The sequence below is a fragment of the Terriglobales bacterium genome (assembly GCA_035651995.1).
Taxonomy (GTDB): domain Bacteria; phylum Acidobacteriota; class Terriglobia; order Terriglobales; family Acidobacteriaceae; genus DASRER01.
The window spans coordinates 1-21957 of the sequence record DASRER010000002.1 but is presented as its reverse complement, the minus strand read 5'-3'; the positions used below and the strand labels follow the sequence as shown (position 1 = coordinate 21957).

General features: G+C 64.4%; 21 protein-coding genes. 10 read left to right on the top strand and 11 right to left on the bottom strand.

The features are described 5' to 3' along the window. Nucleotide 1 precedes the first annotated feature (1 nt). Genes ctaD through VFA60_00110 form a run of 3 tightly spaced genes read left to right on the top strand, consistent with a single transcriptional unit; the run spans nucleotide 2 to nucleotide 2587 of the window. On the top strand, nucleotides 2-1633 hold the full coding sequence (gene ctaD / locus VFA60_00120; protein HZQ90179.1) for a cytochrome c oxidase subunit I: 1632 nt from the start codon (nucleotides 2-4) through the stop codon (nucleotides 1631-1633). After that, nucleotides 1623-2294 carry a cytochrome c oxidase subunit 3 family protein gene (locus VFA60_00115; protein ID HZQ90178.1) on the top strand — a complete coding sequence of 224 codons (672 nt, stop codon included), beginning with the start codon at nucleotides 1623-1625 and terminating at the stop codon, nucleotides 2292-2294. Before ctaD ends, VFA60_00115 begins: the two co-directional genes overlap by 11 nt. After that, a complete protein-coding gene (locus tag VFA60_00110; GenBank protein ID HZQ90177.1) occupies nucleotides 2291-2587 on the top strand; it encodes a cytochrome C oxidase subunit IV family protein in 297 nt (98 codons plus the stop codon). The genes VFA60_00115 and VFA60_00110 overlap by 4 nt, the downstream gene beginning before the upstream one ends. Here VFA60_00110 and VFA60_00105 read toward each other — a convergent pair. Further along, nucleotides 2584-4575, bottom strand: a complete 1992-nt coding sequence (locus VFA60_00105; protein ID HZQ90176.1) for a winged helix-turn-helix domain-containing protein — start codon at nucleotides 4573-4575, stop codon at nucleotides 2584-2586. The genes VFA60_00110 and VFA60_00105 overlap by 4 nt on opposite strands. Before the next feature lie 239 nt (nucleotides 4576-4814). On the opposite strand from VFA60_00105, the gene VFA60_00100 reads away from it, so the two are divergent. Then, the gene (locus VFA60_00100) at nucleotides 4815-5660 is read left to right on the top strand and encodes a retropepsin-like aspartic protease (GenBank protein ID HZQ90175.1); all 846 of its coding nucleotides are present in this window, start codon (nucleotides 4815-4817) and stop codon (nucleotides 5658-5660) included. A gap of 48 nt (nucleotides 5661-5708) precedes the next feature. Here the strand turns inward: VFA60_00100 and VFA60_00095 are convergent, their stop codons facing one another. Then, a complete protein-coding gene (locus tag VFA60_00095; GenBank protein ID HZQ90174.1) occupies nucleotides 5709-6368 on the bottom strand; it encodes a choice-of-anchor D domain-containing protein in 660 nt (219 codons plus the stop codon). Nucleotides 6369-6386: 18 nt separating this feature from the next. Then, nucleotides 6387-7787: a carboxypeptidase regulatory-like domain-containing protein gene (locus VFA60_00090; GenBank protein ID HZQ90173.1), complete on the bottom strand. Its 1401-nt coding sequence runs from the start codon at nucleotides 7785-7787 to the stop codon at nucleotides 6387-6389. 415 nt (nucleotides 7788-8202) lie between these two features. Here VFA60_00090 and VFA60_00085 point away from each other — a divergent pair, with 415 nt between their 5' ends. From VFA60_00085 to VFA60_00060, 6 genes are all read left to right on the top strand, one after another. After that, the gene (locus VFA60_00085) at nucleotides 8203-9021 is read left to right on the top strand and encodes a hypothetical protein (protein HZQ90172.1); all 819 of its coding nucleotides are present in this window, start codon (nucleotides 8203-8205) and stop codon (nucleotides 9019-9021) included. A gap of 116 nt (nucleotides 9022-9137) precedes the next feature. Then, nucleotides 9138-11177 (top strand): prolyl oligopeptidase family serine peptidase, encoded by a 2040-nt coding sequence (locus tag VFA60_00080; GenBank protein ID HZQ90171.1) that lies wholly within the window; start codon nucleotides 9138-9140, stop codon nucleotides 11175-11177. 233 nt (nucleotides 11178-11410) lie between these two features. Further along, nucleotides 11411-12766, top strand: a complete 1356-nt coding sequence (locus VFA60_00075) for an alkaline phosphatase family protein (protein ID HZQ90170.1) — start codon at nucleotides 11411-11413, stop codon at nucleotides 12764-12766. Between the two features lie 162 nt (nucleotides 12767-12928). After that, complete coding sequence (msrP, locus tag VFA60_00070) at nucleotides 12929-13894, top strand: protein-methionine-sulfoxide reductase catalytic subunit MsrP (GenBank protein HZQ90169.1); 966 nt, start codon at nucleotides 12929-12931, stop codon at nucleotides 13892-13894. Then, complete coding sequence (locus VFA60_00065) at nucleotides 13894-14523, top strand: protein-methionine-sulfoxide reductase heme-binding subunit MsrQ (protein HZQ90168.1); 630 nt, start codon at nucleotides 13894-13896, stop codon at nucleotides 14521-14523. The genes msrP and VFA60_00065 overlap by 1 nt, the downstream gene beginning before the upstream one ends. A gap of 172 nt (nucleotides 14524-14695) precedes the next feature. Then, complete coding sequence (locus VFA60_00060) at nucleotides 14696-15424, top strand: hypothetical protein (protein ID HZQ90167.1); 729 nt, start codon at nucleotides 14696-14698, stop codon at nucleotides 15422-15424. A 34-nt stretch (nucleotides 15425-15458) separates the two neighbouring features. Here VFA60_00060 and VFA60_00055 read toward each other — a convergent pair whose 3' ends face one another. The 8 genes from VFA60_00055 to hisI are packed head-to-tail and all read right to left on the bottom strand — an operon-like array spanning nucleotide 15459 to nucleotide 21618. After that, nucleotides 15459-16133: a HisA/HisF-related TIM barrel protein gene (locus VFA60_00055; GenBank protein ID HZQ90166.1), complete on the bottom strand. Its 675-nt coding sequence runs from the start codon at nucleotides 16131-16133 to the stop codon at nucleotides 15459-15461. Next, the gene (gene hisF, locus VFA60_00050) at nucleotides 16127-16891 is read right to left on the bottom strand and encodes an imidazole glycerol phosphate synthase subunit HisF (GenBank protein ID HZQ90165.1); all 765 of its coding nucleotides are present in this window, start codon (nucleotides 16889-16891) and stop codon (nucleotides 16127-16129) included. The genes VFA60_00055 and hisF overlap by 7 nt, the downstream gene beginning before the upstream one ends. After that, a complete protein-coding gene (gene hisH, locus VFA60_00045) occupies nucleotides 16885-17481 on the bottom strand; it encodes an imidazole glycerol phosphate synthase subunit HisH (protein ID HZQ90164.1) in 597 nt (198 codons plus the stop codon). Before hisH ends, hisF begins: the two co-directional genes overlap by 7 nt. Then, nucleotides 17478-18068 (bottom strand): imidazoleglycerol-phosphate dehydratase HisB, encoded by a 591-nt coding sequence (gene hisB / locus VFA60_00040; GenBank protein ID HZQ90163.1) that lies wholly within the window; start codon nucleotides 18066-18068, stop codon nucleotides 17478-17480. The genes hisH and hisB overlap by 4 nt, the downstream gene beginning before the upstream one ends. Beyond that, nucleotides 18065-19141, bottom strand: coding sequence for a histidinol-phosphate transaminase (gene hisC / locus VFA60_00035; GenBank protein ID HZQ90162.1), 1077 nt, complete (start codon nucleotides 19139-19141; stop codon nucleotides 18065-18067). Before hisC ends, hisB begins: the two co-directional genes overlap by 4 nt. Then, a complete protein-coding gene (hisD, locus tag VFA60_00030) occupies nucleotides 19134-20378 on the bottom strand; it encodes a histidinol dehydrogenase (GenBank protein HZQ90161.1) in 1245 nt (414 codons plus the stop codon). Before hisD ends, hisC begins: the two co-directional genes overlap by 8 nt. Continuing rightward, nucleotides 20378-21247, bottom strand: a complete 870-nt coding sequence (gene hisG, locus VFA60_00025; protein HZQ90160.1) for an ATP phosphoribosyltransferase — start codon at nucleotides 21245-21247, stop codon at nucleotides 20378-20380. Before hisG ends, hisD begins: the two co-directional genes overlap by 1 nt. Next, nucleotides 21244-21618, bottom strand: a complete 375-nt coding sequence (gene hisI / locus VFA60_00020; GenBank protein ID HZQ90159.1) for a phosphoribosyl-AMP cyclohydrolase — start codon at nucleotides 21616-21618, stop codon at nucleotides 21244-21246. Before hisI ends, hisG begins: the two co-directional genes overlap by 4 nt. Nucleotides 21619-21957: the final 339 nt, after the last annotated feature.

The following is a 21957-nucleotide window of genomic DNA, read 5'->3' as shown; positions in this document are numbered from 1 at the left end:
GATGCATACGCAGACGTCCATTGATACGCGCGAGCATTACCTGAACGAGCAGTTGGGCATCAAGTCCTGGCTGCTGACGACCGACCACAAGCGCATCGGCCTGCTCTACCTGCTCGGCATTACGTTCTTTTTCTTTATCGGCGGCTTCTACGCGTTGTTGATCCGCCTCGAACTGCTCACGCCGCCGGGCGACCTAGTCAGCGCCGATACCTACAACAAGCTCTTCACCATGCACGGCATCACCATGGTGTGGTGGTTCCTTATCCCTTCGATTCCCGGGGTTCTGGGGAATTTCCTGGTGCCCATGATGGTCGGCGCCAAGGACATGGCCTTCCCCAAGATCAATCTGGCCAGTTTCTACCTGTGGCTGCTGAGCGGGGTCATGCTGATCTACGCCATGCTGAACGGCGGAATGGAAACCGGCTGGACGTTCTATACGCCGCTCAGCACCGGATATACCGGTGGAAACGTCATCCTGGTGGGGCTCGCGATCTTCGTGAACGGTTTCTCGTCGATCTTCACCGGATTGAACTTTATCGTTACCGTGCACCGCATGCGCGCGCCCGGCTTGACCTGGTCGCGCCTGCCGCTGTTCATCTGGTCGAACTACGCGACCGCGCTCATCATGATTTTGGCGACGCCGGTGTTGGCGATTACGATCCTGCTGGTGGCGGTTGAGCGCGTGTGGCAGGTCGGCATCTTCGACCCGCGTTACGGCGGCGATCCGCTGCTGTTCCAGCACCTGTTCTGGTTTTACTCGCACCCCGCCGTCTACATCATGATTCTGCCCAGCATGGGCGTGATCAGCGAAGTGGTGCCTTGCTTCGCGCGCAAGCGCGTCTTCGGATACAAGGCCGTGGCCGCGGCCAGCGTCGGCATTGCCATGGTCGGTTTCCTGGTGTGGGCGCACCACATGTTCGTGGCCGGCATGTCGGTTTACGCCGCGCTGGTCTTTTCGCTGCTCAGCTACCTGGTGGCGGTGCCCTCGGCCATCAAGGTATTCAACTGGACGGCGACTCTGTACAAAGGTTCCGTCTCGTACGAGACGCCCATGCTGTACGCGCTGGGCTTCATCGGCCTGTTCACCATCGGCGGGCTGACGGGACTGTTTCTCGCGGCGCTCGGTCTTGACGTACACGTGACCGACACGTACTTCGTGGTCGCGCACTTCCACTACATCATGGTCGGCGGCGCCGTGATGGGTTACATGGCGGGCATTCACTTCTGGTGGCCCAAGATCAGCGGGCGCATGTATCCGGAAGGCTGGGCCAAACTGGCCGCTCTCATTACGTTCATCGGATTCAACCTGACGTTCTTCCCGCAGTTCGTCCTCGGCTACCTGGGCATGCCGCGCCGGTACTGGGCGTACCCTGAAGAATTCCAGATCCTGCACGTGCTCTCCAGCGCGGGCGCCTCCATTCTTGGCGTGGGCTACGTGCTGCCGCTGATCTACATGGCCTGGTCCATCCGCTACGGGCCCGCCGCGGGCGCAAACCCGTGGCGCGCCGCCGGGCTGGAGTGGCAGTCGCCCTCGCCGCCCCCGACGCACAACTTTGAGCCGGATTCTGGGCCGGTGGTGCGGGAAGCCTACAACTACGCCGAGATCGACGCCGAGGTGCCCGTTGGACGTTAATCAAGCAGCCGCGCCGGCGAAGCGCTTGTCGTTCCAGTTTGCGGATTTGGAGCAGCAGCGCCAATCCGCGACGCTGGGAATGTGGGTCTTCCTGGTCACCGAAATTCTCTTCTTCGGCGGCCTCTTCGCCGGCTACATGGTGTATCGCGGCCTCTACCCGCAGGCGTGGGCCGAAGCCAGCCGCGCGCTCCTGTTCAAGTACGGCACCATCAACACCGGCGTGCTGATTTGCAGTTCGCTGACCATGGCGCTCGCCGTGCACGCGGCGCAGGTGGGAAGACACAAGCGGATCGCGCTCTTCTTGCTGCTCACCATCGCGCTCGGCACGGTGTTTCTCGGCATCAAGGCGGTGGAATACACCGACGAGTACCACGAGCACCACATTCCGCAGCTGGATTTCCGCTTTGAAGGCGCCGATCCGGTGCACAGCCAGATTTTTTTCGGCTTTTATTTTGTAATGACCGGCATTCACGCGCTGCACCTGACCATCGGGCTGGCCATCGCAGCCGTGCTGGCGTGGCTCGCGTGGAAGGGACACTACACGCCCGAGTACTACAACCCGATTGAGAACTTCGGGCTCTACTGGCACTTCATCGACGTGATCTGGATCTTCTTATATCCGCTGCTGTATCTGGTGGCGCACCGGGGGTATGCAGGATGAGCGAGCACGTGGTTCCCGTCAGGACCTATTACGTGATCTGGGCGGTGCTCATGGTGTTCACTGCCGTCACCGCCGGACTCTCGTTCTACGATCTTGGCCGGTTGAGCATCGTCGTCGCCCTGCTCATTGCCGGATTCAAGGCCGGCCTGGTGGGCCTGTACTTCATGCACATCAAGTACAGTGATCCGGTGAACCGCGTAGCGGCCATCGCCGGGGTGGTGTTCGTCGCTATCCTGCTGGCGCTCACCTCGGCCGATTTCTTCACGCGGATGTGGTTCTTCCGCGCGCCCTAGGCCGGTCTCTGGGAGATGGGCCGCTCAGGCAGATGCAGGCGGCGGCGAAGCTGTTCGAAGCGCGGGTCGGAACGCACGGGAGCGAAGACCGGGTCGACGTCGAGATACACCATCCAGTTTTCGTGCGCGTCCACCGCGAAGCCCAGGAACTTGAAGGCATCTTCGCGGCGGTGGGGATGTGCGTCGTGCACCAGGCCGATGCTGATCAGCGCCGGCCATTGCGACGGCACGGGGCGCCGCGTCGCCAGGTTCTCCAGGTCCTCCAGCAGGCGGATGGCGGTGGAGCGCCTGCCCATCTGTGCGTAGGTGAAGCCCATCCACGCCGTGATCTCGGGGTCATCTTTCTCGATATCGGCGGCTCGCTGCAGCGCCTGGAGGGCCCCTTCGTAGCGGCCGGCGCCGGCCAGCGCCGCTCCCATGCGCTGGTGCACGTAGGCTAAGCCGGGATTCAACTCGATCGCCCGGCGGAAGCTGTCCATTCCCTCGTCGTAGTGATGCATGAGGAAGAGTAGCGTACCGAGGTTGGCATGGCTCACCTCGGAGCGCGGGCTTAATTCCACCGTGCGCTTGGCTTCGCGGAGCGCTTCGTCGAAGCGGCCCATGCTCCTGAGGAAGAGCGCGTAGGTTTCGTGATAGAGCGCGACGTTGGGACTGTTCTGAATGGCGCGCCGCACCTCTTTCTCTGCCGCTGCGTAGTCCCAGTCATACCGCCAGGCGATCCAGCCCAGTACGTGGTGCGCGGCGGCGTTTTCGGCCTCGAGACGCAGGGCGTCCTCAGCCGCGGCCCGCGCCCGCGGGTAGGCTTCCGCCGGCGTCGCCGAGTTGTGCATAGCTAGGACCACATAGGAGTACGCCTTCTTCGCGTGCGCCTCGGCATAGTTCGGGTCGGCCTGAATGGACTCGTCAAACTTCTTAATGCTCCCACGAACTGCAGGCATGGAAGGCCTCTCGGCCAGCTGCATGCCCTCCAGCAGCACATCGTGCGCCTTGGGATTGACCGGCTGCGGGCTCGACAGCCGCGCCTCCTGCTGCGGCGTGAGCCGCACCTGGATCTCGCTGGCGATGGAGCGGGCCACGTTGCTTTGCAGCGTGAAGACGTCGCGCAGGTCGCCTTCGTAGCTGTTCCCCCACAGGTGGCTGTGGTTGTTGGCGCTCACCAGCTCCGCGGTAATGCGCACGCGGTCGCCGGCGCGCCGGATTGTCCCCTGGACCAGGTAACTGACGCCAAGTTCACGGCCGATCACGTCGCCGCTCTTCTTGGTGTTCTTGTAATCGCTGGCGGAGAGCCAATCGATCACGCCCAGACGTTCGGGGGAGAGGCTTCCGAGCTGGGAAATCATCTCCGCCGTGAGCCCGTCGCAGAAATAGTCCTGCTCTTGATTGCTGCTCAGGTTTTCGAAGGGGAGAACGGCCAGCATCACCCGGCCAGTGCTCGCTGTGCCGACGGTGTGGGCCGGTGCGGCGTGCGGGTTGCCCCAAAAGCGAGACGCGAGCAGAGCCAGCAGCGCGACGGCTGTCACCGTGACCAGGCCCAGCGTCCGCGGGCCGATCGGAATGCGCAGCGTGGCCCGTGCCCTGTTGGCGTCAGCGAGGCTGGCAAACGGCGGAGCCGCGGTCTCCGCCGACACGGCGGCGCCGCCATTGCGTCCATCGCCCCCGGCTGGCGCCGCGGGCGCTTCCGCCACGGGCGCGAGCAGCCGGTAGCCGCCCTTGGGGATTGTCTGGATAATGCGCGGCTCGCGCGCGTCGTCACCGAAGGCTTTGCGCAGTTCGGAGATGCAGCGCTTCAGGGCCTCGTCGCCTACGAAAGTATCGGCCCAAACCTGGCGGATGAGGTGGTCCTTCGACAAGACCTGCCCGGGGCTGTCGGCCAGGCACACCAGCACCTGCATCACCTTGGGCTCAAGGCGCACCACCGTTTCGCCGGCGTGGATGGTGTTCAGCGACGGCTCGACGCGCCACCTGCCGACATGAAAGCTGCCATCCAAAGAATGGCCCCTTGACTGGTGCAGAACGGCCCTCAGCCGTAAGGCGGCGGAGCGTTCCCAAGTTGCTGAAAATTATATTCCCTTGGGACGAAACGCGAACCCAGCACGCCATCCTGTGCGGCTCTTGTGGTTATGACGCACGAGGGACGAAAACATCACGCCGAATTCACCTTCTCCGCCCGACTTCCTGACCGCGCCGCCGCTACCACTGGGAGCGCGCGACAAGGGAGATACGGGCCTTGGCTCTCCGCGGTTTCCTGACGTGGCTGGCCCTGGTCGCCGCGGCGCAGGCCGCGACGGCCACGGGAACCTTGCCCATCCGCCTGCATCGAGACTATTTGGTCATCGCCGACTGCGACGTCCCCGGCGGGGGCAAGGTCAACGCCCTGATAGACACCGGAACCACGCGAACCATCCTCGACCGGCGCATCGCCGACCGGCTGCGGCTTCGCACCGAGCCGGGCCAAACCATTGCCCTGAACCGCCCCATGCCGGCGCGCGTGGGCCGGTTGCCGGAACTGCGCGTTGGGCCCATACGGGTGCTAAACCTGCCTGTTTTCGTCCTCGATCTGGAAGAAATGTCGGGCACCCTTGGAATCCACCTCGACATGCTGGTGGGCATGGACGTGCTTCGCGGGGCGAGCTTCACTCTGGACTACCATCGCAGGCAGATCGTCTTCGGCGTTCATACCAGGGAGGATGCCGTGGCGCTCGATCCGCGGCTGCCGTATCTGGTCCTTGTGGGACGTCTTGGGTCTACGCCCTTGCGGCTCCAGGTGGACACGGGATTCGATGGCCTTCTGCTCTATCGTGACCGCGTTCCCAGCGGGACACTGCCGCCGCCTCGCCCAATGCAAACCCCCCGCTCGCGCGAGATGCGCAGTATGGCCGGGCCCGCGGCTGAGACGGAAGTAGAGGTTGGCGATCTTTGGATCGACGGCCTGCGGCTGGCCGGCGCGCGCGCCCTTGTCCTGGACCGCGCGCCGGAGGACGCACAGTTCGACGGCGTCATCGGACCGCGCGGCATTCCCGTCTCCAGCATCACCTTCGACTTTGAACGATCAGCGGCACAAATGCGGCGCTGAAGGAGACTGCGGGCATTCCTTCGAGAAATACCGCAGGCTCTGGATCATTCATCGCACGGTGATGTTGATCGTGCTCTTGAAGTAGAGCCTGGTCGTGTCGCGCGCCTGCACAGTCAGCCGGTGGGCGCCCGGCGTCATGGCGAGGCTCGTATCGAGCCTGCCGGCGAACGCCGTATATCTCGCCGCGCCGTCCACGTAAATCTGGACCAGGTTCACCGGGTTGCTATCTGTGGTGTCGGCGACGATGTGCACCGGCGACGCAACGACCGCACCGTTCGCCGGCGTGCAGATTGTGACCGTCTGGTTGTCCGGATTCATCGTGCACGGTCCTGGCGGAGGAGGCGGCGAGGTGGAGCCGCCCGATCCGTTCAGCGACACAATGTGCGGCGATCCGGCGTCGGCGGCCGTCACGGTCAACGAGCCGTTGTCGGTGCCGGCGGCCGAAGGCGCATAGGTCACGGCGATCGAGCAGCTCGCACCGGCCGCGAGACTGCTGCCGCAGGTGTTCGTCTGGGCGTAATCAGACGTGGTCGTAATGGAACTGATCGCCACGGCAGCCGATGTGCTGTTGCTGAGCGTCGCGTTCTGCGGCGTGCTGGTGGCGCCCACGTTCTGCGTTCCGAAATTCAGGCTGGTGGGCGTAAGGCTCACGCTGCCCGGCGCGGGCGTGCTGCCCACCGTGATGTTGATGGTGGACTTGAAGATCACTCCGGCGCTGTCTTTCGCCTAAACCGTCACACGATGCGCGCCATTCGTCATGGCCAGGCTGGTGTCGAGCGACTTGGCGTTGACCGTGTACTTGGCGACACCATCCACGTAGATCTGCAACAAGGAAACCGTATTCAAGTCGGTCGTACCCGCCACAATGTGGACAGGCGAAGGCACGGTCGCGCCGTTCGCCGGCGTGCAGATGGTGACCGACGGATCCGCGGGGTTCAGCGGGCACGGGCCGCCGCCGCTCCCCGAGGACGTCAGGTAGAAGTTCACATCTGGCGGATACGCCGCGCGCACGTTCACAGTGTGCGATGCCGTGGTCCATCCCAAGCCGGAAGCGGTTACCACATAGCTGCCGGGCGCCAGGCCGCTGATGGAGTAGTGGCCCGCGCTGTCGGTGGTGGCCAACGCGCTGCCCGCCGTGACCTTGATGCCGCTCAGGTCGGTGCAGTCCGCCGAATCCACCCGGCCGGTGACGCCGCCGGTGGCGCCTGGAGCGGGCGTGTGCCAGCGCAGCGTGAACTGGTTTTTCGCGTCGGTCTTGAAGGCGTCCAGATAGGGCGAGTACGTCTTTACGTCAATCGTGTCGCTCGCCGGATGGAACGTCAGGATGCGCAGCCAGCCGTCGCCGCCGTGCGCCAGCGTTTGATAGTTGGAGAACATCTGGTTCACGAGGTTGCCATTCACGCCCAGGTCGCTGCGGCGGGACGCGCCCACCGACGTGATGTGTCCGCTCACCACCGTGCTGATGTTGGCGTACTGGCTGACGAACTTCTGCCAGGTTTCATCGCCGTCGTTATCGCGATTCAGGTCGTTGGTGTCGCATTTGTCCACGCGCGTGGCGTCGTAAAACATGTAGCTATGGGTTACGACAATCACTTCCTTGTCGGGATTTGCCTGCACCACCTGTGCCGCCCACGCCAGAGAAGAATCACGCGGCACATACTCGAGCACCAGCATCAGGTAACCTTTGCCGCTGATGTTGAAGGTGCCGTAGAAGTTCGCGTTTGTCCCCGGGGGAAACCCGCCTTTGTAGTAGCTGTAGCCGGCGTAGCGCGCCGGCCCGAACCACTTTTCGTATCCCGTGTCGGTTCGCCTGGCGGCCCCGGTGTTTGCCTGGTCGTAGTCGTGATTGCCGATGGCCAGCAGGTAGGGGACCTTGGCGTTATCGAGATTGCGGATGGCGGCGTCGGCGTTCTGCTGCTGCGCGTTGTCGGCGCCGTCGTTCACAATGTCGCCCAGGCCGAGCACAACCTGGATGTTCATCGCCGAGCGATTGCTGGCGATCCACTGCGTCTGGGCGGCGAAGACGGAGGGATAGAACTGCGCTTCATTCTGTGTGTCGGGCAGCAGGACGATGGTGAAGTCTCCGCTTTGGCTGAACGCGGCTTGGCTGCAAAGAGTGAAGGCCATCAAGGCCATCAAGAGGAGGAAGAAGAAACGAGGGGCCCGAAACATACTAAAACCCTGGCAGGGTCGAATTTCACGCTGGACGGGAGGACCGTGCGCCCTGGTCCGCTGCGCTTCTGCTTTACCGCGAAGGAAACAACTCTATTCGGAGAGATGGCCCAGCAGTTATGCGGGTTGCGTGTGGATTGAGTTTGGCCCTTATTTTTAGGAACGTCGAAAGCCGCTCTGGATGCGGCTTTCCAGAGATCGTTTTTCTCTGGGATGTTCTTGCTGCAAGCAGAGTAGATGGGACGAACAGCGCGGCACAGCGATGGCACGCCGCTTTCGGAAGTCCGCACCGTATCTTTTCTGTCCGGCGTTTGCCTCAGCAGCGTCATCGGCTTGCACCTCCGTCAATGGAAGTGTTGAGATATCGGCGATGAAGCACGCAGTCCTCCTCTTTGCGCTGACCGCCCTCGCGCTCGCTCAGCAGCCGGCCAACGCCCCACCAGTCACCGAGGCGCAACTCGTCGGCACGTGGGTAGCGGTGCATCGCTCGCTGGGAGGGCTGGGCTCGATTTGGGAGTTCATGCCGGGCGGAACGCTGCGAATGTCAGTCGGCGCCATCGTCGAGGAACCGTATCGAGTTGAGGGTCACCAGTTGATTCTCCCCTCCGGGTCCACCAGGCCTGACGCCAAGCCAATGATCACCGCGATCCGCTTTGAGGGCGACTACATGTTCCAGTCGTCTCCCGGCTCAGCGCAGCGGCGCGAGGCGCGATTCAAGCGCCTGACCCCTGCGCGTCCCGGCGATCCGCCGATCGTTGGTGTGTGGGTCCTGGACGCGCCGGCGCCCGAAGCAAACCAGGCTGCGCTCAGCGCCGAGGGCGCGGGCCAGGAAGCAGGCTCAAGGAACGCCGCCGCTTTGGCAGAAATCGCGCGCAACACCTTCCATGAGTTCACGCGAGATGGTCTCGCCAAGATCCGCGTGCCCATGCGGACGACGGCAGGTAGTTACGACCTCTCCGCGCAGACGTTCACCCTGGCGGCGCCCGCGGGCGATTCGCGCGCGCCTGCCAAGAGCGGCATTTTTCAACTGCGCGATGGCCTGCTCGTGCTGGCTCAGCCGGACGACAAGTCGGAAGACGTCTACATTCGCGCCGGCGCAACGCTTGAGGAGCTCAAGCGCGCCGGCGTCAGCTATGGTGGCAAGCCCGCCGACTTCAGTCCAGCTCGCTTGGAAAAGACGCCGCGCTGAATTACTCTGCTGGCGCCATGAACCGCCTCATTCGTCTTTCTCCTCGCGTTTTAGTGTGCCTGTTCGCTCTGTGCCCGGTCGCATTGGCCGCGGGCTCATTCACGCTCGAGCAAGTGATGAGTTCGCCGTTTCCCTCCGACCTCGCGGTGCAACCGCGGGGCGGCCGCATCGCCTGGGTCTTTGCCGCCAAGGGTGCGCGCAACGTGTGGATCGCCGACGCACCCGACTTCCGCGCCCGCCGGGTCACGCGCTACAGCGGCGATGACGGGCAGGCCATCTCCAGCGTGCGGCTTACGCCCGACGGCAAGACCATTGTCTATGCTCGCGGCAGCGAAACCAACAACGACAAAGAAGTGGCCAATCCCAACAGCAGCGTGGAGCAGCCCAGGCAGCAGGTTTGGGCGATGGAGATTGACGGCGCCGCGCAGCCGCGCCTGCTCGGGGAAATGGCCTGCGGCGAAGAAGGCTGCGAGGACATTCAGATCTCGCCCGACGGCCAGACCGCGCTGTGGGCGGCGCGCAAGCAGTTGTGGGTCGCTCCCGTCGCTGGGGGCGTGCCTGCCAAGGCGCTGGCCTATGTCCGCGGCGACAACTCCGATCCCAAGTGGTCGCCCGACGGCAAACGTGTGGCGTTCCGCAGCGATCGCGGCGATCACAGCTTTATCGGCGTCTACGACGCGCAGCGCGACACCATTCTCTGGCTGGCACCCAGCGTGGACCGCGATCTTTTTCCCCGCTGGTCACCTGACGGCAGGCAGATCGCGTTCATCCGCCTTCCCGGACGCCAGCAGCGACAGCCGCTCATCCCCGTGGCGCCGCAACCCTGGTCCATCTGGATCGCCGACGCCTCCACCGGCACTGCGCGCGCGATCTGGCGCAGCGCCGCTGACCTGCGCAGCTCCTTTCCGCGGCTCACTGCCGACGCGTCGTTCCAGTTTGCCAACGGCCGAATCGTCTTCGCCAGCGAGCAGGACGGACGCAACCATCTTTATTCGGTCGCGACCAGCGGCGGCCCCGCAACGCTGCTCACCTCTGGCGACTTCGACGTCGAGCACGTCAGCCTCAGCGTCGACCGCAACAGCGTGCTGTACTCGTCGAACCAGGACGATGTTGATCGCCGCCACCTCTGGCGCGTCGCCGTCGCGGGCGGCCGCCCACAGGCGCTGACTCGCGGCCAGACCATCGAGTGGCGCCCCATGGAGACCGGTGATGGCAAGTTCGTCGTCTGCTTCGGCTCGAGCGGGACCTCGCCCGCCATGCCGTACCGGCTGACGTCGTCGGGCAGGGAAATGATCGCGCCCGAGGCGCTGCCGGCAGACTTCCCCTCGGCACAGCTCGTGGAACCGAAGCAGGTCATCTTCAAGGCCGAAGACGGCTGGAGCATCCACGGCCAGCTCTTCGTTCCCCGCGGACGCACCGCGCCTGGCCCGGCGCTGGTCTACATTCACGGCGGCTCAATGCGCCAAATGCTGCTCGGTTTCCACTACGGCTACTACTACCACAATGCGTACGAGGCGAATCAGTATCTCGCCAGCCTGGGTTACGTCGTCCTGTCGGTGAACTATCGCACCGGCATCATGTACGGACGCGACTTTCGCGAACCGCCCGATGGCGGGTGGCGCGGCGCCTCCGAATACAAAGACATCGTCGCCGCCGGGCGGTACCTGCAGTCTCTGCCGATCGTCGATCCGAAAAAGGTTGGTCTATGGGGCGGCTCCTACGGCGGATTTCTCACCGCGATGGGCCTGGCCCGGAACTCCGACATCTTTGCCGCCGGTGTTGACCTTCACGGGGTTCACGACTGGTCCACGCTTCGCCGAATCGGCGGGCCGGCCAGCGATGCGCCCGACGCTCTTGCCGCCGCCAAGCTGGCCTTTGAGTCGTCGCCGAACGCCTCGATTGCCACCTGGAAATCGCCCGTGCTCCTCATCCAGGGCGACGACGACCGCAACGTCGCCTTCAGCCAGACGGTGGACCTGGCCCAGCGGCTGCGGGCCCGGGGCGTGCCTTTTGAGCAGATCGTTTTTCCCGACGAAATCCACGACTTCCTGCTTTGGCGCAACTGGGTCCGCGCCTACGCCGCCGGCGCCGAGTTCTTCGACCGCATCCTGAAGCGCGGCGAATCGGTCGGCGAAGCAATGCAGACGGCACAGTAGAGCAGGTTGGAAGGTTCGAGGTTTCGGCGCTTCCAGGACTGTTGCGAGTGGGGGCGCGCGGTGCCGGCGATCACAACGCCCCTTCGAAACCTCACGGCTTCGGACCCTCAACCTCCTTACTACTCTGCCCGGCTACTCTGCTCCGAGTTGCCTCACAAAATCTTCGGCGAACTCCAAACAAGCCAACTCGCGCGGGATTTCAGTCCCTCTAATCGGCAGCAGGAGAACCGCCGGTGCCGATCCCCAGGGCTTTGCGCGTCTTCATTCCTCTCATCGTTGTAGCCATCTCACTTGCCGGCTGTCAGGGTGTAAGACAGGGACCGCCCGAGAGCGTAGCCGGGCCGTCGCCCTCGCCCACTCCGGCTCCCAGCGGCAGCTTCCAGAGCAACATCAATCACATCGTTTTCATGATGCAGGAGAACCGCTCGTTCGACAGCTACTTCGGACAGCTCAATGCGTTCCGCATCAGTCAGGGACTGGGCCCCGATGTGGACGGGGTCCCGGCGAACGCGTCGAATCCCACGTTCGACGGCTCTGGAACGATCAAAGCATTCAAGATGGCGACCCAATGCCAGGAGAACACGAGCCCCTCATGGAACGAGAGCCATCGCGATCGCAACCGCAACAATCCGGGCACTCCCAGCGCGCCCGCCACCATGGACGGCTTCGTCTACACCGCCGCCAAGTACGCGCGTGACAATAACTTCTTCGACCAGGAAGGCCGGCGCGCCATGGGCCACTACGATTCGGACCAGCTCAATTACTACTACTTCATGGCGACCGCGTTCGCGACGTCGGACCGCTGGTTCTCGCCGCTGCCCGCGCGAACGCCGCCCAACCGCATCTTCTCGTTGGCGGCCACGTCGGCCGGGTACACCAACGATCCACCGCGGACGCTGCCCATCAAGACCATCTTCCATCTGCTCCAGAACGCGAACATATCGTGGAAGGTGTACGTGACCGATCCGGGCATCACCACGCTGAACGTTTTTCAGCCGTTCGCCACCCAGCACAAGGAGAACATTGTTCCGCTCTCGCAGTACTTCGCCGACCTCGCCGCGGGCACGCTGCCGCAGGTGGCGCTCATCGAAACCGGCGAGACGTCGGGCCTGGATGAGCACCCCGGCAACGCCATCACACCCGGAGTGAAGCACACCGCCAACATCATCAACGCGCTCATGACCAGCTCGGCGTGGAAGGACAGCGTCTTCATCCTCACCTGGGACGAAGGCGGCGGGCTCTTCGACCACGTCCCGCCCATGGATACGGTCAGCCCCGACGGCATCAAGCCGCTCGACCTGAAACCCACCGACCACCAGGGCGACTTCACCATCACGGGCTTTCGCGTGCCACTGATCGTGATTTCGCCTTTCGTGAAGCCGCACTTCGTCTCGCACACCCCGATGGACTACTCCGCGGTCCTGAAATTCATCGAGACGCGCTTTGGGCTGCCCAACCTTACCGCGCGCGACGCCGCACAGCCCGACATGACCGAGTTCTTCGATTTCAGCAACGCGGCGCTGGCCACGCCGCCAACCCCGCCCACGCCGACCAGCGGAAGGCCCTGCTACTTCGACCACCTGCCGTAAACGGGATGATTGGGACTCGAGGCTGACGAACGCGGACTCCCCCGTGCTCGTCGGCGTTACGCTGCGATGCGCCCCAATCAGGGCGAGGAACTAAAATCTGTATTTGTCACTTTTTCGTACCTAAAATGTCTAAGAGACCAGACGTGAGGCCGCGGGAATCGTATGCTCATTCGTAAACCGGCAGACATAAAGTCCTCGGAAATCACCGACAAGAAGCTCTACCTGAACCGCCGCAAGTTCATCGGGATGGCGGCTGCTGGCGCCGGAGCGGTGGCGGCGGCCAGTGCGGGTCTGCTGCGCATGGGCGGCGACGTGGAAACTGCTCATGCCGGCTCACTGCCCGGCCCGGTTGGTAAGAGCGCCTTCAGCACGAGCGAGAAGCAAACGCCGTTCAAGGACATCACCAATTACAACAACTACTACGAGTTCAGCACCGACAAGTATGAGCCCGCCGGGCTGGCGCGCAACTTCCGCACGCGTCCATGGACGGTCCGCGTGGAAGGCCTGGTGAAGAAGCCGCTCACGCTCGACATTGACAGCATTTTGAAATCGAACCCGCTGGAAGAGCGCATTTACCGGCATCGCTGCGTCGAGGGCTGGTCCATGGTGATTCCGTGGGTCGGTTTCCCGTTGGCAAACTTCCTCAAGCAGGTCGAGCCACTAGGCAAAGCGAGATTTGTGGAGTTCACCACCATCCTCGACCGCAGCCAGATGCCCGGGCAGGGCGGCAGCGTCCTCGACTGGCCCTACGTCGAAGGCTTGCGCCTCGACGAAGCCATGAACCCGCTCGCCATCCTCGCCGTCGGCCTCTACGGCGACGTGTTGCCGAACCAGGACGGAGCGCCCATCCGCCTCGTGGTGCCGTGGAAGTACGGCTTCAAGAGCATCAAGGCGATCGTCAAGGTCCGCCTGGTCGAGGGCCAACCGATCAACACCTGGAACCGCACCGCGCCCAACGAATACGGGTTCTATTCCAACGTGAATCCCACCGTGGACCATCCGCGCTGGAGCCAGGCGAAGGAGCGGCGCATCGGCGAGTTCTTCAAGCGTCCCACGCTGATGTTCAACGGATACGGCGACCAGGTGGCCAGCTTGTATTCCGGCATGGACTTGAGGAAGAACTTCTGATGCCGTCGCATCGCGCCATCGTGGCGATGAAGGTCGCGGTGTGGGTGCTGTGCCTGCTGCCGCTCGCGCTGCTCGGCCTGAAGTTCGCGCAAGATGGCCTCGGCGCCAATCCGATCGAGGTCATTACCCACGCCACCGGCGACTGGACCATGCGCCTGCTGCTGACCACGCTGGCGATCACTCCCATCCGCAAGCTCACCGGCCGCCTGTGGCTCATCCGCTTCCGCCGCCTGCTGGGCTTGTTTGCGTTTTTCTACGGTGTGCTGCACTTCATCACCTACATCTGGCTGGACAAGTTCTTCGACATCCGCGAGATGCTTGCCGACGTCGCCAAGCGGCGCTTCATCACCGTCGGCTTTCTCGGCTTCGCGCTCATGATTCCGCTCGCTCTCACGTCCACGCAATGGGCGATTCGCAAGCTGAAAAAGCGCTGGCAACTGGTCCACCGCCTCATCTACGCCAGCGCCATCGCGGGCGTGGTGCACTACTGGTGGCTGGTGAAGGCAGACATCACCCTTCCCGCCGTCTACGCCGTCATCCTGGGTGTGCTGCTGCTCTATCGCCTGGTGCAACGCTTGATTCCAACGGCCGCGCCCCGCGCCAAGGTCGTTACCGCCGAGGCGGAATAGCGCTAACAAAATGCCCCGGACAGGCCCAGAGCAATGCGCCACATACCGTGCGCATACCTTTTGACTCGCATCGCTTCGCAAAGCGAAGACAATCCGGCAGCGGAAACCGGAAGATGAGCAGCGCTGGTGGCGCTACTACCGCTGTAGTAGTTTCCGAATTGTGAGATGAGCGGTGGTTGCCACCGACCGCGGGAGCCTTTGCTGGTTGCCATGGAAAGAATGGGGTGCGAATCGCCAGCAACCGGGTCGCGACTGGCTCTATCATTCGGCCATGTCGTACTACGGATTGGCCTACCCGTACTGGGTGAACCTTCTTCTCCTGGTTCCCCTCGCCGCATGGCTCAGCTGGCGCCGCCGGCCGCTGCAACTCACGCGCGCCGACCTGTTCTACCTCGCGCTGTTTGGTATTGGTTTCGGTTTTGTGGAGGCTGCCGTGGTGGTTTACCTGCGCGCCGCCGCAGGCATGCTGCCGGGCTATCACGGCACGCTCGCCGACGTGGCGCGACTCGCCGGGCAAACCGGCGCTGGCGTTCACCTTGACTCGGTGGCGCAATTCCCGGCAAGCCTCATGACGGTCGAACTCTTCCGGGAAGCGGCGACCATCCTCATGCTGGTCGCCGTCGCCGCCGTTGCCGCTCGCGGCCGTCGTGAGCGGTTCGCCGCATTCCTCTGGATCTTCTCCTGGTGGGACATCTGCTACTACGCAGGTCTCCGGGTCACTGTGCGCTGGCCGCAATCGCTCACCGAACTCGATGTGCTCTTTCTTATCCCCGAGCCTTGGGTGTCCGCCGTCTGGTTTCCGGTGCTGATCAGCTCACTCTGCGTGCTCGTGGTGGCAGCGTGCACCAACAAGACCGGCGCGGAACCGGGTGACCTCGCCCGTGCCGCGAGGTCGTCGTAGCGAACAGAGCAGTGTTTCCACGCGCGGCGGCCGCCTACGCCTGCATCACGCCGGTGTAGATTGCCATGCCCACCACCGCGTCCAGGCCCAGCGCATCGAGTGCCGCGACTTCTTCGTGTGACCGGACGCCGCCTGCGACAGCGATTTGCCGTGCGGTCGCTCGCCGCAGTTGTTCCGCAACGTCCAGCGGAAACCCGCGTAGCTGTCCCTCGGTGTCAATGTGCGTATACAGAAATGCTCCGCACCAGGGCTCGAGCGCTCGCATCATCTCGATGGGTTCGAGCGCGGTCTGCTCGCTCCAGCCGCTGACCGCAACCTTGCCCGCGCGCGAATCCACCGCAAACACCAGCCGCTCGGAGGAAACGGCCGCCGCAATCGCTGCCGCAAACGCCACATCCGGCTTCCCGTTTCTCACCAGCGATGAGCCGATGATCACTCGCCGCGCTCCCGCGGCCAGCAGCTCCTCGGCCGCGGCGAGGTCGCGCACGCCTCCGCCGACCTGGCAGGGAAGTCGCGAAGCGATCCTGGTGACCAGCTCGCGATTGCTGCCCTTGTTCATGGCGGCGTCGAGATCGATCAGCTGCACCATCGGATACGGGGCGAAGCGCGCCATCCAGCCGTCGAAGTCGTCAGTCTCCAGCGTCTTCCGCGCGCCGCCCACCAGCTGCACGATCTTGCCGCCCATCAGGTCTATCGAAGGAATCAGCACGGCCACCTCACCGGAACGCCGGCGGCGGCAAGGCGCTGCTTCAGCTCGGCCGCGCTGTGGACGCCGAAGTGAAAAATGCTCGCCGCCAGCGCGGCATCGGCGCGGCCGGCGCGGAACACATCGAAAAAATCCGCCACGCTGCCCCCGCCGCCCGAGGCGATCACGGGAATCTGCACCGCCGCGGCAATGCTCGCCGTCAGCTCGCAATCGAAGCCCCGGCGCGTGCCGTCACGGTCCATGGAAGTGAGCAGGATCTCTCCCGCGCCGCGCTGTTCCGCTTCGCGCGCCCACGCAATCACATCGCGACCGGTTGGAATGCGCCCGCCGGATACGTACACTTCGGCGCCGTTTCCGTTCGCTCGGCGCGCATCCACCGCCACGATCACCGCCTGCGAGCCGAAACGTTCGGCAATTTCACCGATCAGTTCCGGGCGCTCGACCGCGGCCGAGTTGATCGCGACCTTGTCGGCGCCGGCGTCGAACACCGCGGCCGCGTCGCGGAGCGTTCGGATTCCGCCTCCGACCGTGAACGGGATGAACAGTTCACGCGCGGTTCGGCGCACGCAGTCCAGCAAGGTGGCGCGCCGCTCGTGCGTCGCGGTGATGTCGAGCAGAACGATTTCGTCCGCTCCTGCGGCGGCGTGCGCCCGCGCAAGCTCCGCCGGATCGCCGGCATCGCGCAGGTGCAGGAACCTCACGCCCTTCACCACGCGGCCGCCATCCACGTCGAGGCACGCGATGATGCGGCGCGTCAGCATGCCGCCTCGCAGAAATTCGCCAGCAGCTTCAGCCCTGTTTCCGCCGACTTTTCCGGATGAAACTGAACGCCGAACGCATTCCCGCGCTCCACGACGGCCGCAAACTGGCCGCCATAGCTGCTTTCCGCGACCGTGCCCGCGCCGGCGGGCGCGCGATACGAGTGCGTGTAGTAAACGAAGGCCCCCGGCTCGATGCCTCGGAGCAGCTGCGACGGTCGCCGCGGCTGAAGCCGGTTCCAGCCCACATGCGGGGACTTCACGCCGGAAGGGAAGCGTCCGCATCGGCCCGGGAACACTCCGAGCCCCGCCACGCCGGGCGCTTCCTCGCTGCCGTCGAACATCCATTGCATGCCCACGCAGATGCCCAGGAACGGGGTTCCGCGTGCGATCGCTTCGCGAATCGTTTCCGCAAGTCCTGAACTGCGGAGAGCTGAGGTCGCCGCGAAGTTGCCCACACCCGGCAGAATGATTTTGCCGGCGCTTCCCACAAACTTGCGATCGTTTGTGATCACCGACTCGAAGCCGAGGTGATCGAGCGCCTTCTTTACCGACGCGAGATTCCCCGCCTGGTAGTCCACGATCGCGATCACAGCAATCCTTTCGTCGAAGGCAGCATGCGCGAAAGACGCGAATCGCGCGCCACCGCCACGCGCAGCGCCCGCGCAAACGCTTTGAACAGCGCTTCGATCTTGTGGTGATTGCTGCGGCCGTAAAGCACGCGCGCGTGCAGGTTCACGCGCGCGCCCCGCGCGAAGCCCTCGAAGAAGTCGTGCACCAGTTCGCTCTGCAAGTCGCCCACCAGCCTTACGCGGACCTTGGTGGCCACCACCGCCGCTGCCCGCCCGCCGAAGTCAATCGCAGCCAGCCCGAGCGTCTCGTCCATCGGCATCAGGTAGTAGCCCGCGCGCAAGATCCCGCGCTTATCGCCAAGCGCGGCGGCGAAAGCCTCACCCAGCGCGATGCCCACGTCTTCCACCGTGTGGTGCTGGTCCACGTCGAGGTCGCCGCGCGCCTCGACCTCCAGGTCAAATCCTCCGTGCCGCGCGAAAAGCTCCAGCATGTGATCGAAAAAGCGAATGCCGGTCCGGACCCGGTACCGCCCGCGGCCGTCGAGCGCCAGCGTGACGCGAATGTCGGTTTCGTTGGTTTTGCGGTGCAGCCGCGCGCGGCGTTTCATCGCGCCGCTCCTTGCCGCTGGCGCAGTTCGCCGACCGCATCGCGCAACGCCGCCAGGAGCTGTCGGTTGTGCTCATCGGCGCCGATCGTGATGCGCACGCAGCCGGCGCAGCCAGGATCGGAGCTGCGGTCGCGCACCAGGATTCCGCGGGCGCGCATCCTCTCTACGAATTCTTCGTGGGCGTCGCCAAACGCAGCGAGCACGAAGTTCGCTTCGCTCGGCCACGACGGGACGTTCAATCGCAGCAGCTCGGCTTGAAGCGCCTCGCGGCCGGCGCGCACCTGCGCGACGTAATTGCGAACGTAGTCCTGGTCCGCGAGCGCAGCTTCAACACACGCGAGCGCGACGCCGTTCACGTTGTAGGGGGTGGCCAGCCGCCGCAGCGCGGAGATCATCTCCTGACTCCCGGCCACCGCGCCAACGCGCAGCGCCGCCAGCCCGTAGGCCTTCGAAAAAGTACGCGCTACGAGCAAATTCGGCAGTCGCCGCACGCCTTCGAGCGCGCTTTGCCCGCAGAACTCGAAATACGCCTCGTCAACGAAGACGACGATGTCGCGCGCCGTCTCGGCGAGGCCGGTGAGTAATTTCGGATCGACCGCTGCGCCGGTCGGATTGTTGGGATTGGCGATGGCGATCATCCGCGTTTTCCCATTGACCGCTGCGAACAGCGCTTCGGCCGGGAACTGAAAGTTCGGCGCCGCAGGAACGGCGCGAACGGTCGCGCCGGTTGCCGATGTAAGAATCTCGTACATCGCGAAGGTCGGCGAAACGATCAGCGCCTCGTCGGCGGGCTCGAGGAACGCCTCACACGCCAGGTGTATCGCCTCGTCCACGCCCGCGGTCAGCAGCACCTGCTCCGGCGCGAGTCCAAGAAATCGCGCAACGCGCGCCTCCACCGGCGCGCGCTCGGGATAACGCGCGAGGTCGTCTGCGCTGATCCCGTGCAGGCGCTCGAGAACGCGCGGCGAGCATCCTTGCGTGTTCTCGTTGAAGTCGAGCCGCAGGCCGGTGCGGCCTGCAATGGGCGCGTGGTACTCCTTCAGCCTGGCGACGGCCTTGCGCGGCTTAGGCACGGGCGCACCTCGCCTCGATGGATTCGGCATGAGCTCTCAGTCCCTCCGCTTGTCCGAGTCGCCCGGCCCACCGCAGGCTTCGCGTTCCTTCGCGCGAAATCTCCTGCACGGTGATCAGCTTGACGAAGTCGAGCACGCTCAGCCCGCCACGCGAGCGAGCGATGCCGCCGGTGGGCAGCACATGGTTCGGTCCGGAGCCGTAATCGCCAAACGCCTGCGCCGAGTAGTCGCCCACAAAAATCGAGCCGGCATTTTCAACGGAAGGAAGGGCGTCCGCGCTGACGCTCACGTGCTCGGGCGCAAGCTGATTGGCAAATTGCATCGCCTGCTCCGGCGAGCGCGCGAGCAGAATCACGCCATTGCGGCGCAGTGACATTCGCGCAACCGAGTTCTCACGCGACTTGCGCCGCACAATCGCCGCCACGTCTTGCGCAAGCGCTCGCGAGCAAGTAATCAGCGCCGGCAGTGTCGCGGGATCGTGCTCCGCTTGCGCAACCAGGTCGGCGGCGATGAATTCCAGGTCGCCGTCGTCCCTGACGAGCAGCGCCTCGGTCGGACCGGCGAGGAAATCAATTCCGCAATCGAACGCCACTATTTTCTTCGCGGCAGTGACATAAAGATTTCCCGGCCCAACGATCTTTGCCACGCGCGAAACAGTTTCCGTTCCGTAGGCGAGCGCCGCAATCGCCTGTGCGCCGCCAATGCGGTAAAACTCCTTAACACCCAGCATCGCCGCCGCGGCAAGCGTTTCCTTGGCGGGTCGCGGCGAAACCACCGCGATCCGCCGCACGCCCGCGACCTGCGCCGGGACCACCGTCATGAGCAGCGTCGAAGGCAGCGGATACCTGCCTCCGGGAACGTAGCAGCCCACCGACTCGAGCGGCCGCACGAGCTGCCCGACGCACACCCCTGGCGCGATCTCCCGGCGCCATTCGGCCGGCCGCTGCCACTGAGCGAACCGCCGGATGTTCCGCGCGGCAGCGCGAAGCGCCGCCCGCAGATCGGCAGGACACTCGCGCCAGGCCGCCTGCAATTCGTCGGATGACACTCGCAGCGCCTGGTTCGCCGCGAGCCCGTCAAACTTGCGCGCATAAGCAACCAGGGCGCGATCGCCTCCGCGCCGCACCGCGGCGACAATCCGCCGCACCGCCGGCTCTACGCTCGCCGTTGCTGCCGCGCCACGGTCCGCCAGCCGCGCTACCGTCGCTGCGGCCCTTCCGCCTGCCACGATGCGCATCACATCACCACCTTGTTCAGCGGGTACTCCACGATGCCCTGCGCATTGGCTGCCTTCAGCCGCGGGATGATCTCGCGCGCGGCCGTTTCTTCGATGACCGTGTTCACGGCCACCCAGCCGTCGTCGCTCAGTTGCGAGATCGTCGGACGCTTGAGCGCCGGCAGCACGGCAAGCACGTTGGTCAGGTCGCGCTTCTCCACGTTGAGCATCAGTCCCACGCGCCCCTGCGCGGCGATGGCGCCGCACAGCATCAGCGCCAGGTTCTCGATTTTGCGGCGCCGTGCGGCGTCCTCCCACGCTTTCCCATTGGCGATCACCTGCGTGTTTGACTCGAGCACGGTTTCCAGAATCCGCAGCCGGTTGGCGCGCAGCGAGCTGCCGGTCTCGGTGACCTCCACAATGGCGTCGGCGAGCATGGGCGGCTTGACCTCGGTCGCACCCCAGGAAAATTCGACGGTGACGTTTACGCCGCGCTCGGCAAACCAGTTGCGCGTGACGCTGACCAGTTCGGTGGCGATGATGCAGCCCTCGAGATCGCGCGCGTTCTGGAACCTGGAATCTTCCGGCACCGCAAGTACCCAACGCACCTTGCCGCGGCTCTGCTTGGCGTAGATCAGGTCGGCCACGCTGACCACCTCGAGTCCGCTCTCGACCACCCAATCGCGGCCGGTGAGTCCGGCGTCGAGCACGCCGTGCTCCACGTAGCGCGCCATCTCCTGCGCGCGAATCAGCATGCATTCGATCTCGGGATCATCGGTCGAAGCAAAGTACGAGCGCGGGCTGGTGTAGACGTTCAGCCCGGCGCGCGCGAACAGTTGCAGCGTCGCTTCCTGCAGGCTGCCCTTGGGAATGCCGAGTCGGAGCTTCATTGCGCCGCCTCCTGCGCCGCCGGCGCCGAAATCGCGATGGGACGCGTGAAGCACGAGCGCGTGCCTTCGTGGCACACCACGCCGGCGCCCTCCACGCGCACGCGCAGCAGGAGCGAATCGGAGTCGCAATCCGTCGCCGCCGAGACCAGCGCCAGCCGGTTGCCGCTCGTCTCGCCTTTCATCCAAAGCTTGTTGCGCGTTCGGCTGTAGAACGTGACGAAGCCGCAGCGCAGCGTGGCGAACCACGCAGCGGCGTTCATGAAGCCGAGCATCAGCACTTCGCCGGTTGCGGCGTCCTGCACGATGGCCGGCGCCAGCCCCTGCATTTTTTCGAAATCAATCGAGATCTCTTCCCGCGAACCTGGTTTCATGTCTTCCTCGCAAAAACAAAATGCCCGCTGACGTTGCCGCGTCAGCGGGCCGGGATGATGAACTTTTTAGGGCTCTATCCGCAGACCTTCGCCGACACGCTCGCCGCGTGGTGATGATGGTGGCGATGGGTCGGCGTGGTCATGAGGGAAGTGATGGTACAGCGAGCGGCTCGGGACTGTCAAATCGGCGTGCCGGCCGGGTGACGTAACGTTGATTGTGTAAAAAGCGAGAGGGTGTAAGTTGGCTTTGCCTAGCAAGCGAAGCCGTTCCTGGAAAGGAGACCTACACCCGATGGCGAAGATAATCCGGATTGAGGAGCATTTCCAACATTTTCTGAA